This window comes from Pseudomonas sp. CFBP13508 (genome assembly GCF_005233515.1).
Lineage (GTDB): Bacteria > Pseudomonadota > Gammaproteobacteria > Pseudomonadales > Pseudomonadaceae > Aquipseudomonas > Aquipseudomonas mercuritolerans.
The window spans coordinates 282935-298028 of sequence record NZ_QFZZ01000005.1 but is presented as its reverse complement, the minus strand read 5'-3'; the positions used below and the strand labels follow the sequence as shown (position 1 = coordinate 298028).

General features: G+C 61.5%; 13 protein-coding genes. 9 read left to right on the top strand and 4 right to left on the bottom strand.

What is annotated here, in order from left to right:
* Window positions 1-62: 62 nt before the first annotated feature.
* The 3 genes from PspCFBP13508_RS16550 to rpmE form a co-directional block, all read right to left on the bottom strand.
* Window positions 63-1331, bottom strand: coding sequence for a malic enzyme-like NAD(P)-binding protein (locus PspCFBP13508_RS16550; protein WP_016772053.1), 1269 nt, complete (start codon window positions 1329-1331; stop codon window positions 63-65).
* Between the two features lie 184 nt (window positions 1332-1515).
* Window positions 1516-2298, bottom strand: a complete 783-nt coding sequence (locus PspCFBP13508_RS16545; RefSeq protein WP_130911791.1) for a thermonuclease family protein — start codon at window positions 2296-2298, stop codon at window positions 1516-1518.
* Window positions 2299-2339: 41 nt separating this feature from the next.
* Entirely contained in the window at window positions 2340-2561 is a 222-nt protein-coding gene (gene rpmE, locus PspCFBP13508_RS16540) for a 50S ribosomal protein L31 (protein WP_016772055.1), read from the bottom strand.
* A 284-nt stretch (window positions 2562-2845) separates the two neighbouring features.
* Here rpmE and PspCFBP13508_RS16535 point away from each other — a divergent pair, with 284 nt between their 5' ends.
* The gene (locus PspCFBP13508_RS16535) at window positions 2846-5065 is read left to right on the top strand and encodes a primosomal protein N' (protein WP_137215137.1); all 2220 of its coding nucleotides are present in this window, start codon (window positions 2846-2848) and stop codon (window positions 5063-5065) included.
* Between the two features lie 118 nt (window positions 5066-5183).
* Here the strand turns inward: PspCFBP13508_RS16535 and PspCFBP13508_RS27760 are convergent, their stop codons facing one another.
* Complete coding sequence (locus PspCFBP13508_RS27760; protein WP_016772057.1) at window positions 5184-5306, bottom strand: hypothetical protein; 123 nt, start codon at window positions 5304-5306, stop codon at window positions 5184-5186.
* On the opposite strand from PspCFBP13508_RS27760, the gene argS reads away from it, so the two are divergent.
* From argS to phaC (PspCFBP13508_RS16495), 8 genes are all read left to right on the top strand, one after another.
* Window positions 5305-7041, top strand: a complete 1737-nt coding sequence (gene argS / locus PspCFBP13508_RS16530; protein WP_024011262.1) for an arginine--tRNA ligase — start codon at window positions 5305-5307, stop codon at window positions 7039-7041. The two genes, PspCFBP13508_RS27760 and argS, sit on opposite strands and share 2 nt — an antisense overlap.
* A gap of 1 nt (window position 7042) precedes the next feature.
* The gene (locus PspCFBP13508_RS16525; protein WP_016772059.1) at window positions 7043-7753 is read left to right on the top strand and encodes an SPOR domain-containing protein; all 711 of its coding nucleotides are present in this window, start codon (window positions 7043-7045) and stop codon (window positions 7751-7753) included.
* 232 nt (window positions 7754-7985) lie between these two features.
* Complete coding sequence (gene hslV, locus PspCFBP13508_RS16520; RefSeq protein ID WP_007968352.1) at window positions 7986-8516, top strand: ATP-dependent protease subunit HslV; 531 nt, start codon at window positions 7986-7988, stop codon at window positions 8514-8516.
* 55 nt (window positions 8517-8571) lie between these two features.
* Complete coding sequence (gene hslU / locus PspCFBP13508_RS16515; RefSeq protein WP_016772060.1) at window positions 8572-9909, top strand: ATP-dependent protease ATPase subunit HslU; 1338 nt, start codon at window positions 8572-8574, stop codon at window positions 9907-9909.
* Window positions 9910-9986: 77 nt separating this feature from the next.
* On the top strand, window positions 9987-10358 hold the full coding sequence (locus PspCFBP13508_RS16510) for a DUF971 domain-containing protein (protein ID WP_137215136.1): 372 nt from the start codon (window positions 9987-9989) through the stop codon (window positions 10356-10358).
* A gap of 257 nt (window positions 10359-10615) precedes the next feature.
* The gene (gene phaC / locus PspCFBP13508_RS16505) at window positions 10616-12295 is read left to right on the top strand and encodes a class II poly(R)-hydroxyalkanoic acid synthase (RefSeq protein WP_137215135.1); all 1680 of its coding nucleotides are present in this window, start codon (window positions 10616-10618) and stop codon (window positions 12293-12295) included.
* 94 nt (window positions 12296-12389) lie between these two features.
* A complete protein-coding gene (gene phaZ, locus PspCFBP13508_RS16500; RefSeq protein ID WP_076565220.1) occupies window positions 12390-13244 on the top strand; it encodes a poly(3-hydroxyalkanoate) depolymerase in 855 nt (284 codons plus the stop codon).
* A 140-nt stretch (window positions 13245-13384) separates the two neighbouring features.
* Entirely contained in the window at window positions 13385-15067 is a 1683-nt protein-coding gene (gene phaC, locus PspCFBP13508_RS16495) for a class II poly(R)-hydroxyalkanoic acid synthase (protein WP_137215134.1), read from the top strand.
* Window positions 15068-15094 lie beyond the last annotated feature (27 nt).

Below are 15094 nucleotides of genomic sequence, written 5' to 3'. Positions count from 1 at the left end.
TCAGACACAAAAAAACCCCGACTCTCGCGAGCCGGGGCTTTTGTTTGAAGCGCTACAACGACTTAGCCGTTGAACACGTCATCCACGCTTTTCAGCGGGTAGTTCTTCGGATACGGCAGGGTGGCCACGCCGGTCTCGATCGCAGCCTTGGCCACGGCGTCGGAGATCAGGGTGATCAGGCGCTTGTCCATTGGTTTCGGAATGATGTACTCACGGCCGAATTCCAGCGGAGCACCGCCGTAGGCATCGCACACGTCCTGTGGAACAGGCAGTTTGGCCAGTTCGCGCAGGGCGTTGGCGGCGGCGACTTTCATTTCTTCGTTGATGCGCTTGGCGCGAACGTCCAGGGCACCACGGAAGATGAACGGGAAGCCCAGTACGTTGTTGACCTGGTTCGGGTAGTCCGAACGGCCGGTGGCCATGATCACGTCGCTACGGGTGGCGTGCGCCAGTTCCGGGGAGATTTCCGGATCCGGGTTGGAGCAGGCGAACACGATCGGGTTGGCCGCCATCGACAGCAGGCCTTCGGCGCTCAGCAGGTTCGGACCGGACAGACCGACGAATACGTCAGCGCCTGCCAGTGCGTCTGCCAGGGTGCGCTTCTCGGTAGCGTGGGCGAACACGGCTTTGTACTGGTTCAGGTCGTCACGGCCGGAGTGGATCACGCCGGTACGGTCAACCATGAAGATGTTTTCGATGCGAGCACCCATGCTCACCAGCAGTTTCATGCAGGAGATGGCGGCAGCACCGGCGCCGAGGCAGACAATCTTCGCTTCCGGCAGGGTTTTGCCAGCGATTTCCAGGGCGTTGATCATGCCCGCAGCGGTCACGATCGCGGTGCCGTGCTGGTCATCGTGGAACACCGGAATATCGCACTGCTCGATCAGAGCGCGTTCGATCTCAAAGCACTCTGGCGCCTTGATGTCTTCCAGGTTGATGCCACCGAAGGTGATGGAGATGCGCTTGACGGTGTCGATAAAGGCCTGCGGGCTTTCCGAGTCGACTTCGATGTCGAATACGTCGATGCCGGCGAAACGCTTGAACAGCACGCCTTTGCCTTCCATTACAGGCTTGGAAGCCAGTGGGCCGAGGTTGCCCAGGCCGAGAATCGCGGTGCCGTCGGAAATGACTGCCACCAGGTTGCCCTTGCCGGTGTATTTGTAGGCCAGTTCAGGATCGCGAGCGATCTCGCGCACTGGTTCAGCTACGCCGGGGCTGTAGGCCAGCGACAGGTCGCGGGCGGTAGCAGTGGCCTTGGTGAGCTCGACACTCAACTTCCCCGGACGAGGATTGGCGTGGTATTCGAGAGCGGCAGTTTTCAGATCAGACATTTTGGCATTCCGCTTTTTTACTGTTGGACAGACTGGTCAGCGAGGATACGCGCCTCGCAAAGTCCCCACAAGACTGGGCAGTCACCGCTGTCAAGCGCCCTGCCCTACGACTTTGGGCCAAGAGCCACGGCGCACAAGGGCTGGACTGTTCACAATCAGCTGTAAAAATGTCTACAATTTTTCTTCAGCGCGGTACGTGCAGCATCGAAGGATCGGTCAACGGCAGCAACCAGCGCGCCTGACCTTTTTGCAAACCACCGCGCCGTGATCGGTCAACCACCCAGCCACGCGCCTCGATCTGCCTGCCTTTCAATGCTTGCAAACCAGCACTGTCAAATTGTCCGACCAGATTGGGTGCAACCCGCAATACAAGCGTGTCCTGCAACTCGATCCAGATTCCGCCGCGATTGCGCAGCACCTTGCTCACCCGACCGCTGACTACGGCGAAGCCCGAACGCTGGATCTGCTGCGCTTTCTGGACCGGCGATTGCCGCCAGAGACCAAGTCCGGCCTGTCGCGCGCTGCGTTCGGCGGCCTGTTGGCAGGCGACCAGATCGACGTTCGGCGCCACCGCGACCTGAAAACCCAGGCCAGCGGCAAGCATCTGCGCTTCGAGATTGGCACCGCTGACACTGTAAACATGCGCCAGCGTACGGCCGTAATGGTCTTTCGCCTGCTTGCCGGGTCGCAGACCGACCCGGCCGCCGCTGTCATCGACCAGCGCTTGCAGGCGTTTGCGCGCTGCCACGGCGAAGGGCTCGTCGCTGCGGCCCTGCTTGCCCAGCTCCGGCGTATTGAGGCCGATCAAGCGCACGCTGCGGCCATCGCTCAGGCGCAGGGTGTCGCCATCGACCACTCGCTGCACGGAAACGCTGGTCAGCCCTGCGGGTGCCGGACAAAAGGCCTGGGCGGCGGACAGCCAAATCGCAGACACAAAAAAGGCGCCCGCAAGGGACGCCTTTTTCATCAGTCTGGAGAAGTCGAAGCGACCTTCCAAAATGATCAGCCTCAGGCTTTTTTGCCGACGCCGAAAGTAGCGAAACGGTCTGCGAACTTCTGCACACGGCCGCCGGTGTCCAGAGTCTTCTGCTTACCGGTGTAGAACGGGTGGCATTCGTTGCAAACGTCGATCGCCAGGGCTTTGCCGTAGGTCGAACGAGTTTCGAACTTGTTACCGCAGCTGCAGGTAACAGCGATTTCCGGGTAGTTCGGATGGATTTCGGCTTTCATGGTGTCTTCCTCAGGCTAGCGTGCCGCCACCCAACACTATTGTTGAATACCGCACGTAATTAGGCCGCGGATTCTACCAGACCTTTTCAATCGCGCAAGCTGTCACCGAGACCGACCGTCTGCTAGGCTCCCGGCCTTAAACGCACTTCCCTGTGGCAGCGAGCCTGCTCGCGAAGACGCCATGGCAGTCGACACATGTGTTGCCTGACCCACCGCCTTCGCGAGCAGGCTCGCTCCCACAGGTCATGCATATCCGATCATTTTGCGTATCGAGATCCCCCCGCGTGCCCGACGCCATTCTGCGCCTTGCCCTGCCTTCGCCTTTACGCCGCCTGTTCGATTACCGGGCGCCGGCCGGGGTGCGGCGTGAGCAATTGCAGCCGGGCATGCGCTTGCGGGTGCCGTTCGGTCGGCGCGAGATGATCGGGATTCTGGTCGAGGTCACCGACTCCAGCGAAGTGCCGGCAGAAAAACTCAAGCCGGCGCTGGCCCTGCTCGACACGACTTCGCCACTGCCGCCAGCGCTGTTCAAGCTGTGCCTGTGGACCGCGCAGTATTACCAGCACAGCCTCGGCGACACCTTGAACTGGGCCTTGCCGGTGCTGCTGCGTCAGGGCGAGCTGGCCGAGGCCCGGCAGGAACGCTTCTGGTCGATTGCCCCGGGCGCGAGCGTTGACGACCCACGGGTCGCCCGTGCGCCACGCCAGCGCGAGGCATTGACCACGCTGGCCCAGCATCCTCATGGCGTCGCCCATCAGTTGTTGAGCAAACTGATGCTGAGCAAGGACAGCCTTGATCTGCTGCTGGCCAAGGGTCTGGTGCAAGTCGAAATCCGCCGCCACGCCCCCGGCGCTCGCCATGAACACTGGCTGGCGCAACCGGAGCTGCCGCTCAACAGTGAACAACGCGCGGCGTATGAAGCGATTCGCGCCGGCTTCGACAGTTACCACGCTTTTCTCCTGGCCGGCGTCACCGGCAGCGGCAAGACCGAAGTCTATCTGCAACTTATCCGCGAAACCCTCGAAGCCGGCAAGCAGGCCTTGGTGTTGATTCCGGAGATCAACCTCGGCCCGCAAACCCTGGCGCGCTTCGAACAGCGCTTCAACGCGCGCATCGCCCTGCTGCACTCGGCGGTGAATGATCGCGAACGCCTGGAAGCCTGGCTCGCCGCCCGTGATGGCGAGGCCGACATTATTATCGGCACCCGTTCGGCCCTGTTCACCCCGATGAAAAATCCCGGGCTGATCATCATCGATGAAGAGCACGACGGTTCCTATAAACAGCAGGAAGGTCTGCGCTACCACGCTCGCGATCTGGCGCTGGTACGCGCACGGCAGGAAAACATCCCGATCGTGCTCGGCTCCGCCACGCCGTCGCTGGAAAGCCTGCATAACGCTTACACCGGTCGCTATGGCCTGCTGCGTCTGAACGAACGCGCCGGCGGCGCCAAGCAACCGCGCTTTCTGCGTCTGGACGTGAAAAGCCGTCCGCTCGACAGCGGTATTTCCGGACCGATGCAGCAAGCCATCGGCCAGACCCTCGCCAACGGCCAACAGGTGCTGGTGTTCCTCAACCGGCGCGGCTTTGCCCCGACCCTGCTCTGCCACGATTGCGGCTGGATGTCCGAGTGTTCGCGTTGCGATGCGCGCATGACCGTGCACCAGCGTTACGGCGAGCTGCGCTGTCACCACTGCGGCAACGTCGAGCGCACACCGCGCCAATGCCCGAAATGCAGCAAGGTCGATCTGCGCCCGGTCGGTGCCGGTACTGAACGCGCCGAAGAACGCTTGGCGATTCTGTTCCCGGATTACCCGGTACTGCGCGTCGATCGCGACAGCACCTCGCGCAAGGACGCGATGAATCAGTTGTTCGCGACGATCCAGAAAGGCCAGCCGTGCATTCTGGTCGGCACGCAGATGTTGGCCAAAGGGCACCACTTCCCACGGGTGACGCTGGTGTCGATTCTGGATGCCGACGGCGGCCTGTTCTCCGGCGACTTCCGCGCCAGCGAGCGCATGGCGCAGCTGATCGTGCAGGTCGCCGGGCGCGCCGGCCGGGCGGAGGAGCCGGGCAAGGTGATCATCCAGACGCACCTCGCCGACCACCCTTTATTGGTGCAACTGACCGAGCAGGGTTATTTCGCCTTCGCCGAACAAGCCTTGAGCGAACGCCGCGCGGCCGGGTTGCCGCCGTTCGCCCATCTGGCACTGTTGCGTGCCGAAGCGCACAAGCCGGGGCAGGCGGAAGGCTTTCTCGATGAAGCGTGCAGCGAGGCCGAACGCCTGCTGGCCGAATTGAATCTGAGCGGCATCGAGCTGCTCGGGCCGGTGCCGGCACCGATGGAGCGCCGTGCCGGGCGTTATCGCGCGCAACTGTTATTGCAGGCGACCGCCCGGGCGCCGTTGCATCGCTTGCTCGCCAGCTGGATGCTGGTGCTGGAGCAGATGCCGAGCGGGCGGGCGGTGCGCTGGTCGCTGGATGTTGATCCGGTGGATCTGTATTGAGCTGAAGATCGCTTTCGCGAGCAGGCTCGCTCCCGCAGTGGATCAGCGCCGTACATACGTTGTGGATCCTGCGCAAAACCTTGTGGGAGCGAGCCTGCTCGCGAAAGCGGACTTTTTGTCACCACATATCCACATCCTGCCTGCTAAGGTTGGCAAGCCCGTCTTCGCAACGGATAATGCCCAGTTTTTCCACCCGCGCATCGATGCGCCCGCCGCGCTTGCGGTCGAAAGAGAAGACCATGAAAGACACCATTCGCCAGCTGATCCAGCAAGCCCTCACCCAACTCGTCAACGAAGGTGTGTTGCCTGAAGGCCTGACGCCGGCGATCCAGGTGGAGAACGCCCGCGACAAGACCCACGGCGACTTCGCCAGCAACATCGCCATGATGCTGGCCAAGCCTGCCGGCATGAAGCCGCGCGATCTGGCGGAGAAAATCATCGCCGCTCTGCCCGCTGACGAGAACGTCACCAAGGCCGAAATCGCCGGCCCGGGCTTCATCAATTTCTTCCAGAACACCCAGGCACTGGCCTCGCGCCTCGACGCCGCACTGGCCGACGCCCGTGTCGGCGTGCGCAAGGCCGGCCCGGCGCAGCGCACCGTGGTCGATCTGTCGGCGCCGAACCTGGCCAAAGAGATGCACGTCGGCCACTTGCGCTCGACCATCATCGGCGACGGCGTGGCCCGCGTTCTTGAGTTCCTCGGCGACGAGGTGATCCGCCAGAACCACGTTGGCGACTGGGGCACTCAGTTCGGCATGTTGATGGCTTATCTGCAGGAAAACCCGATCACCAGCGACGAATTGTCCGATCTGGAAAACTTCTACCGTGCGGCCAAGCAGCGTTTCGACGAGTCCGAAGAATTCGCCGACCGCGCCCGTGGCCTGGTGGTCAAGTTGCAGGCTGGCGATGCCGAATGCCTGGCACTGTGGACCAAGTTCAAGGACATCTCGCTGTCGCACTGCCAGAAGATCTACGAACTGCTCAACGTCAAACTGACCATGGCCGACGTAATGGGCGAAAGCGCCTATAACGATGACCTGATCAATGTGGTCAACGACCTGAAAGCTGCCGGCATGCTGGTCGAGAGCAACGGCGCCCAGTGCGTGTTTCTCGACGAGTTCAAGAACGCCGATGGCGATCCGCTGCCGGTGATCATCGTCAAGGCCGATGGCGGTTACCTGTACGCCACCACTGACCTGGCGGCCGTGCGCTACCGCAGCGGCAAGCTCAAGGCTGATCGCGCGCTGTATTTCGTCGACCAGCGTCAGGCCCTGCACTTCCAGCAGGTCTTCGCGGTGGCGCGCAAGGCCGGTTTCGTCACCCATCCGATGGAAATGGAACACATGGGTTTCGGCACCATGAACGGCGCCGATGGCCGTCCGTTCAAGACCCGTGATGGCGGCACCGTGAAGCTGATCGACCTGCTCACCGAAGCCCAGGAACGTGCCTACAACCTGGTGAAAGAGAAGAACCCGACCCTGGCCGAAGACGAGTTGCGCAACATCGCCAAGGTCGTCGGCATCGGCGCGGTGAAATACGCCGACCTGTCCAAGCATCGCACCAGCGACTACAGCTTCAACTTCGACCTGATGCTCAATTTCGAAGGCAACACCGCGCCGTATCTGCTGTACGCCTACACCCGCGTGGCCGGTGTGTTCCGTAAACTGGGCAAGGACTTCAGCGAAGTCGACGGCCAGATCGTCCTCGAAGCGGCGCACGAGCAAGAGCTGGCGGCGAAGCTGGCGCAGTTCGGCGAAGTGCTGAACAACGTCGCTGAAAAAGGCACGCCGCACATTCTCTGCACCTACCTGTACGACGTCGCCGGCTTGTTCTCCAGCTTCTACGAGAATTGCCCGATCCTCGCCGCCGACACCCCGGCGCAGATGCAGAGCCGTCTGCGTCTGGCCGCACTGACCGGTCGCACCCTCAAGCAAGGCCTGGAGCTGTTGGGTCTGGAAACTCTGGAGCGTATGTAAGTTGGCTGCCAAGAAAAAACCTGCACCCAAACGCGGCGCCAGCCGCTATCAGGCCCCGGCGAAACAACCGATTCCGGGCTGGCTGTGGATGGCCATCGGCCTGACCGTCGGCGCGTTCATCGTGTTTCTGATGAAACTGGAACCGGGCAAGGGCAGCGACACGGTCAAGCGCGAGAAAGTCGAACAGCAGCAGAAAGCGTCGAAGATCGCCGAGGCCAACAAGACTCCGCCGAGCCCGACCCAACCGGTGAAGCCGAAGTACGACTTCTACACCTTGCTGCCGGAATCGGAAGTGATCGTGCCGCCGGACGCGGTACCGGAGAAGACCCTGCCGACGCCGCAAGTGCCGGCCATCCCGACCACACCGGTAACCCCGGCCGAAGCGGCGAAGATCGACACCGCACGGGCTCAAGCGGCTCTGGCCGGGATCACGCCGCCGCCAGCGCCACCCGTGAGCAAGGCCGCGCCAGTGACCAAGTTCTTCCTCCAGGCCGGTTCGTTCCGCAAGGAAACCGATGCTGACAAGGTGCGTGCGCAGATCATTCTGCTCGGCCAAGCCGTCGCGGTGGAGTCCGGCACGGTCAAGGATGAAACCTGGTACCGCGTTTTGGTCGGGCCGTTCAGCAACCGTGAACAACTGACCACGGCGCAGAAACAACTGGCCGGCGCCGGCTTCAGCAACCTGTTGTTACAACAACGCCAGAGCCGCTGACTTTACGTAGACAACCGCTCCCACAGGTAACGCAAATCCCCTGTAGGAGCTGCCGCAGGCTGCGATCTTTTGATTTTGCTTTCAGATCAGGATCAAAAGATCGCAGCCTTCGGCAGCTCCTACAGTTGATCACCGCTCGTCTCCTCTCCCGCGCTACAGTTGAAATCCCCTCCAGCACCCCCATATGAATGGGCATAAGGCATTTTCGCCCCGCTGCGTGGAGACTCTTCCCTTGACCACCATCGTTTCAGTCCGCCGCCACGGCAAAGTCGTCATGGGCGGCGACGGCCAGGTTTCTCTCGGCAACACCGTGATGAAAGGCAACGCCAAAAAGGTCCGTCGCCTGTACCACGGCCAGGTCATCGCCGGTTTCGCCGGTGCCACCGCCGACGCCTTCACCCTGTTCGAACGCTTCGAAGGCCAGCTCGAAAAACATCAGGGTCACCTGATCCGCGCCGCCGTCGAACTCGCCAAGGAATGGCGCACCGACCGCTCCCTGAGCCGCCTCGAAGCGATGCTCGCGGTTGCCAACAAGGATGCTTCGCTGATCATCACCGGCAACGGTGACGTGGTCGAACCTGAAGATGGCCTGATCGCCATGGGTTCCGGCGGCGCCTACGCGCAAGCCGCCGCCAGCGCCCTGCTGAAAAAGACCGACCTGTCGGCGCGCGAGATCGTCGAAACCGCTCTCGGCATCGCTGGCGACATCTGTGTATTCACCAACCACACCCAGACCATTGAGGAGCAGGATCTCGCTGAATAAGCCTGTTGCGGCCCATGTGCCACGGCTTGTTTCTGCTTGAGGACCGTCAATTACTATGTCCATGACTCCCCGCGAAATCGTCCACGAACTCAACCGCCATATCATCGGCCAGGACGATGCCAAGCGCGCCGTCGCGATTGCCCTGCGCAACCGCTGGCGCCGCATGCAGCTGCCTGAAGAGCTGCGCGTTGAGGTGACCCCGAAGAACATCCTGATGATCGGCCCGACCGGTGTCGGTAAAACCGAGATCGCCCGTCGCCTGGCGAAACTGGCCAATGCGCCGTTCATCAAGGTCGAAGCGACCAAATTCACCGAGGTCGGCTACGTCGGCCGCGACGTCGAGTCGATCATCCGTGATCTGGCCGATGCCGCGATCAAGATGCTCCGCGAACAGGAAATGACCCGCGTACGCCACCGCGCCGAAGACGCCGCCGAGGATCGCATCCTCGACGCGCTGCTGCCGCCGGCACGCATGGGCTTCAGCAACGAAGAAGCGCCGAGCTCCGATTCCAATACGCGTCAGCTGTTCCGCAAGCGCCTGCGCGAAGGCCAGTTGGACGACAAGGAAATCGAAATCGAAGTCGCCGAAGTCTCCGGCATCGAGATCGCCACGCCGCCGGGCATGGAAGAGATGACCAACCAGCTGCAATCGCTGTTTGCCAACATGGGCAAGGGCAAGAAGAAGTCGCGCAAGCTCAAGGTCAAGGAAGCGCTGAAACTGGTGCGCGATGAAGAAGCCGGGCGTCTGGTCAACGAAGAAGAACTGAAGGCCAAGGCGCTGGAAGCGGTCGAGCAGCACGGTATCGTCTTCATCGACGAAATCGACAAGGTCGCCAAGCGCGGCAATGTCGGCGGCGCCGATGTCTCCCGCGAAGGCGTACAGCGCGACCTGCTGCCGCTGATCGAAGGCTGCACCGTCAATACCAAACTGGGCATGGTCAAGACCGACCACATCCTGTTCATCGCCTCCGGTGCGTTCCACCTGAGCAAGCCAAGCGATCTGGTGCCGGAGCTGCAAGGCCGTCTGCCGATCCGCGTCGAGCTCAAGGCGCTGAGCCCGGAAGACTTCGAACGCATCCTCAGCGAACCGCACGCCTCGCTCACCGAGCAATACTGCGCGCTGCTGAAGACCGAAGGCCTGAACATCCAGTTCCAGCCCGAGGGCATCAAGCGTCTGGCGGAGATCGCCTGGCAGGTCAACGAGAAGACCGAGAACATCGGTGCCCGTCGTCTGCATACCCTGCTCGAGCGTCTGCTCGAAGAGGTGTCGTTCAGCGCCGGCGACCTGGCCAGCGCCCACGATGACAAGGCGATTCTGATCGACGCCGACTACGTCAACAGCCACCTCGGCGAATTGGCGCAGAACGAAGATCTGTCCCGCTACATTCTGTAGAGCGGCAAGCTACAAGCTACAAGCGGCAAGCTGAGTTAAGCTTGCAACTTGTAGCTTGCAGCTAAAGGCTGTTTTTCATGATTCCCACCGACATCAAACTGCACAAAGCCTCGAAAACCCTGACGCTCAAATATGCGTCCGGCGAGGAATACACTCTGCCCGCCGAGTTTCTGCGCGTGCACTCTCCCTCCGCCGAGGTCCAGGGCCACGGCAAACCGATCCTGCAATTCGGCAAGCTCAACGTGGGTCTGAGCAAGCTGGAACCGGCTGGCAACTATGCACTGAAACTGACCTTCGACGACGGTCACGACAGTGGCCTGTTCACTTGGGAATACCTCTACGAACTTGGCAAACGCCAGAACGAACTCTGGGACGATTATCTTGCGGAGCTGCGCGCTGCCGGGAAATCCCGCGATCCGAACGAGTCGTTCGTCAAGCTGATGCTCTAGGCCGTGGCTCTCGCTCTTTAGAGGGCATTTTCTAACTTCATCTGTTTGAATGCTCCGCGCATACGGCCCCGGATCGGCCGCTTGCGAAAAAAATTAAACTCGGGTAACCAATGGAGCTGGCAAGTTCCCTGCAGTGCTCTACGACTGTAAAGCAGCTATGCAGAATCAACGGTCACCCGAGCAGTAGTACCCGGCATTGGCTGTGGAAGCGACAGCGTGAAACCGGGTACTCGTCTCAGGACAATGGAGCGTCGTAGATGAGTGACAAGAATAACGATGACCTGAAGTACCAAGCCTCGGAAAATACTCTGGGGCTTAACCCCGTCGTCGGGCTGCGCGGAAAGGATCTGCTGGCCTCTGCTCGGATGGTGCTGAAACAGGCCATCAGACAACCGATTCACAGCGTCAGGCACGTGACCCATTTCGGCCTTGAGCTGAAGAACGTGCTGCTGGGGAAATCCGCGCTGCAACCGGCCGGTGATGATCGCCGTTTTGCCGACCCGGCGTGGAGCCAGAACCCTCTGTACAAACGCTATCTGCAAACCTACCTGGCCTGGCGCAAGGAATTGCATGCCTGGATTGATGACAGCAGCCTGTCCCCCAAGGACATCGCTCGCGGCCATTTCGTCATCAACTTGATGACCGAAGCCATGGCGCCGACCAACACGGCGGCCAACCCGGCGGCGGTCAAACGCTTTTTCGAAACCGGCGGCAAAAGCCTGCTCGATGGCCTCTCGCATCTGGCCAAGGATCTTGTGCACAACGGCGGCATGCCGAGCCAGGTCAACATGGGCGCGTTCGAGGTTGGCAAGAGCCTGGGCGTCACCGAAGGCGCGGTGGTGTTTCGCAATGATGTGCTGGAGCTGATCCAGTACCGGCCGATCACCGAGCAGGTCCACGAGCGCCCGCTGCTGGTAGTGCCGCCGCAGATCAACAAGTTCTACGTCTTCGACTTGAGCCCGGACAAAAGCCTGGCGCGCTTCTGCCTGCGCAACAATGTGCCAACCTTCATCATCAGCTGGCGCAACCCGACCAAGGCCCAGCGCGAATGGGGTCTGTCGACCTACATCGAGGCGCTGAAGGAAGCCGTCGACGTAGTCACCGCTATAACCGGCAGCAAAGATGTGAACATGCTCGGCGCCTGTTCCGGCGGCATCACCTGCACCGCCCTGCTCGGCCACTACGCCGCGCTCGGCGAGAACAAGGTCAACGCCCTCACCCTGCTGGTCAGCGTGCTCGACACCACCCTGGACAGCGACGTCGCCCTGTTCGTCGACGAGCAGACCCTGGAGACCGCCAAGCGCCACTCCTACCAGGCCGGCGTGCTCGAAGGCAAAGACATGGCCAAGGTCTTCGCCTGGATGCGCCCCAACGATCTGATCTGGAACTACTGGGTCAACAACTACTTGCTCGGCAACGAGCCGCCGGTGTTCGACATCCTGTTCTGGAACAACGACACCACTCGCCTGCCCGCCGCGTTCCACGGCGACCTGATCGAGATGTTCAAAAACAATCCACTGATCCGCCCCAATGCACTGGAAGTGTGCGGCACGCCGATCGACCTCAAGCAGGTCACCGCCGACATCTTTTCCCTGGCCGGCACCAACGATCACATCACGCCATGGAAGTCCTGCTACAAGTCGGCGCAACTGTTCGGCGGCAAAGTCGAATTCGTGCTGTCGAGCAGCGGCCATATTCAGAGCATCCTCAACCCGCCGGGCAATCCGAAATCGCGCTACATGACCAGCGAAGAGATGGCGGCGACTGCCGATGACTGGCAGGAAAACTCGACCAAGCACACCGATTCCTGGTGGCTGTACTGGCAGGCATGGCTGGCCGAACGCTCGGGCAACCTGAAAAAGGCCCCGGCGAAACTGGGCAACAAAGCCTACCCGGCAGGCGAGGCTTCGCCAGGCACTTACGTACATGAGAGATAGCGGCAAGTTTCAAGCTGCGAGCGACAAGCTGAGCGGGTTCTGCTTGAAGCTTGCGGCTTGCAGCTGCTCCCAACTGACCCGAAGGGTTTGACCCATGCCGCAACCGTTCATATTCCGCACCGTCGATCTGGATGGCCAGACCCTCCGCACGGCGGTGCGTCCCGGCAAGCCTCATTTGACGCCTCTGCTGATCTTCAACGGCATCGGTGCCAACCTGGAGCTGGTGTTTCCGTTTGTCGCAGCGCTCGACCCGGATCTGGAAGTGATCGCCTTCGACGTGCCCGGGGTCGGCGGCTCGTCGACGCCGAACCGACCGTATCGCTTCCCCGGCCTGGCCAAACTGACGGCGCGGATGCTCGACTATCTCGACTACGGCAAGGTCAATGTGATCGGCGTGTCGTGGGGCGGAGCTCTGGCGCAGCAGTTTGCCTACGACTATCCCGAGCGCTGCAAGAAACTGGTACTGGCGGCCACTGCGGCCGGTGCGGTGATGGTCCCCGGCAAACCGAAAGTGCTGTGGATGATGGCCAGTCCGCGCCGCTACATTCAGCCATCCCATGTGATCCGCATCGCGCCGATGATCTACGGCGGCTCGTTCCGCCGCGACCCGACGCTGGCTGCCAGCCATGCGGCGAAAGTGCGCTCGGCGGGCAAGCTCGGTTACTACTGGCAACTGTTCGCCGGCCTCGGCTGGACCAGCATCCACTGGCTGCACAAGATCCATCAGCCGACGCTGGTGCTGGCCGGCGATGACGACCCACTGATTCCGCTGATCAACATGCGCATGCTCGCCTGGCGCATTCCCAATGCGCAGTTGCACATCATCGATGACGGCCATCTGTTCCTGATTACCCGCGCCGAAGCGGTGGCGCCGATCATCATGAAGTTTCTCGAAGAGGAGCGTCTGCGCGCAGTCATGCACCCGCATCCGACCCCGCTCGGCGGCTGATCGCGGCGGCCTGCTTTATGCAGCACTTTCCAAATCAAGCGCGCGGCAGGACGCCGCGCAGGCAGCAACCGGTAACAGCGTCTATGGTGTTCTGGTTCGGTGAGTGTGTTTTTGCCCTGAAGACGAAGGAGTGTTGAGTCATGCGCGAAAAACCAGCGACGGGCGTGGTGCCCAGCCCCGCCGTGTTTATCAACGCCCAGAGTGCGATCGCCGGTCTGCGCGGCAGGGATCTGCTGTCGACCCTGCGCAGCGTCGCCGCCCACGGCTTGCGCAATCCGTTGCACAGCGCAAAGCATGCGCTGAAGCTTGGCGGACATTTGGGCCGCGTGCTGCTCGGCGAAACCCTGCACCCGACCAATCCGCAAGACAGCCGCTTCGCCGATCCGGCGTGGAGCCTCAACCCGTTCTACCGGCGCAGCCTGCAGGCGTATCTGGCCTGGCAGAAACAGGTCAAGAGCTGGATCGATGAAGGCGACATGAGCCCTGAAGATCGTGCCCGTGCGCACTTCGCTTTCACCCTGCTCAATGACGCCGTGGCGCCCTCCAACACCCTGCTCAATCCGCTGGCGGTCAAGGAGCTGTTCAATTCCGGCGGGCAGAGTCTGGTGCGTGGCCTGAGCCATTTGTTTGATGATCTGCTGCACAACGACGGCCTGCCCCGGCAAGTGACCAGGCAGGCGTTCGAGGTCGGCAAAACCGTGGCGACCACCAGCGGATCGGTGGTCTTTCGCAATGAAATGTTCGAGCTGATCCAGTACAAATCGATGAGCGAAAAGCAGTACGCCAAGCCGCTGCTGGTGGTGCCGCCGCAAATCAACAAGTACTACATCTTCGACCTAAGCCCGCAGAACAGCTTCGTCCAGTACGCCCTGAAAAACAGCCTGCAGACCTTCATGATCAGTTGGCGCAATCCTGATGTGCGCCATCGCGAGTGGGGCCTGTCGAGTTACGTCGAAGCGGTCGAAGAAGCGATGAACATCTGCCGGGCGATTACCGGCGCCCGCGAAGTCAACCTCATGGGCGCCTGCGCTGGCGGCCTGACCATCGCCGCCCTGCAAGGGCATTTGCAGGCCAAACGGCAACTACGCCGGGTCGCCAGCGCGACGTATCTGGTCAGTCTGCTCGACAGCCAGATCGAGACCCCGGCCACGCTGTTCGCCGACGAGCAAACACTGGAAGCGGCCAAACGTCGCTCGTACCAGCGAGGCGTGCTCGACGGTCGCGACATGGCCAAGGTCTTCGCCTGGATGCGCCCCAACGATTTGATCTGGAGCTATTTCGTCAACAACTACCTGCTGGGCAAGGAGCCGCCAGCCTTCGACATTCTCTACTGGAACAATGACAACACGCGCCTGCCGGCGGCGCTGCACGGCGATCTGCTGGACTTCTTCAAGCACAACCCGCTGATCCACGCTGGCGGTCTCGAGGTGTGCGGTACGCCGATCGACCTACAGAAGGTCAATGTCGACAGCTTCAGCGTCGCCGGCATGAACGACCACATCACGCCATGGGACGCGGTGTATCGCTCGACCCTGCTGCTCGGTGGCGAGCGACGTTTCGTGCTGTCCAACAGCGGCCACGTGCAGAGCATCCTCAACCCGCCGAGCAACCCGAAAGCTGCCTACGTCGAGAACGCCAAACTGAGCAGCGACCCGCGTGCCTGGTACTACGATGCCAAACACGTCGACGGCAGCTGGTGGCCGCAGTGGCTGGAATGGGTCGCGCAGCGCTCCGGCGCCCTGAATGAGACTCGCACCACCCTCGGCAATCCGAACTATCCACCGATGGAAGCGGCACCCGGCACCTATGTGCATGTGCGCTGACGCTCAACCGAAATTTTCTAAGAAGAC

Excerpts from the sequence above, each read along its gene's own strand:
- argS (WP_024011262.1), top strand. The coding sequence starts at position 5,305 with ATGAAAGACACCATTCGCCAGCTGATCCAGCAAGCCCTCACCCAACTC.
- PspCFBP13508_RS16510 (WP_137215136.1), top strand. The coding sequence starts at position 9,987 with ATGATTCCCACCGACATCAAACTGCACAAAGCCTCGAAAACCCTGACG.
- phaC (WP_137215135.1), top strand. The coding sequence starts at position 10,616 with ATGAGTGACAAGAATAACGATGACCTGAAGTACCAAGCCTCGGAAAAT.
- phaZ (WP_076565220.1), top strand. The coding sequence starts at position 12,390 with ATGCCGCAACCGTTCATATTCCGCACCGTCGATCTGGATGGCCAGACC.
- PspCFBP13508_RS27760 (WP_016772057.1), bottom strand. The coding sequence starts at position 5,306 with ATGGTCTTCTCTTTCGACCGCAAGCGCGGCGGGCGCATCGATGCGCGG.
- PspCFBP13508_RS16545 (WP_130911791.1), bottom strand. The coding sequence starts at position 2,298 with ATGAAAAAGGCGTCCCTTGCGGGCGCCTTTTTTGTGTCTGCGATTTGG.
- PspCFBP13508_RS16550 (WP_016772053.1), bottom strand. The coding sequence starts at position 1,331 with ATGTCTGATCTGAAAACTGCCGCTCTCGAATACCACGCCAATCCTCGT.
- rpmE (WP_016772055.1), bottom strand. The coding sequence starts at position 2,561 with ATGAAAGCCGAAATCCATCCGAACTACCCGGAAATCGCTGTTACCTGC.
- hslU (WP_016772060.1), top strand. The coding sequence starts at position 8,572 with ATGTCCATGACTCCCCGCGAAATCGTCCACGAACTCAACCGCCATATC.
- phaC (WP_137215134.1), top strand. The coding sequence starts at position 13,385 with ATGCGCGAAAAACCAGCGACGGGCGTGGTGCCCAGCCCCGCCGTGTTT.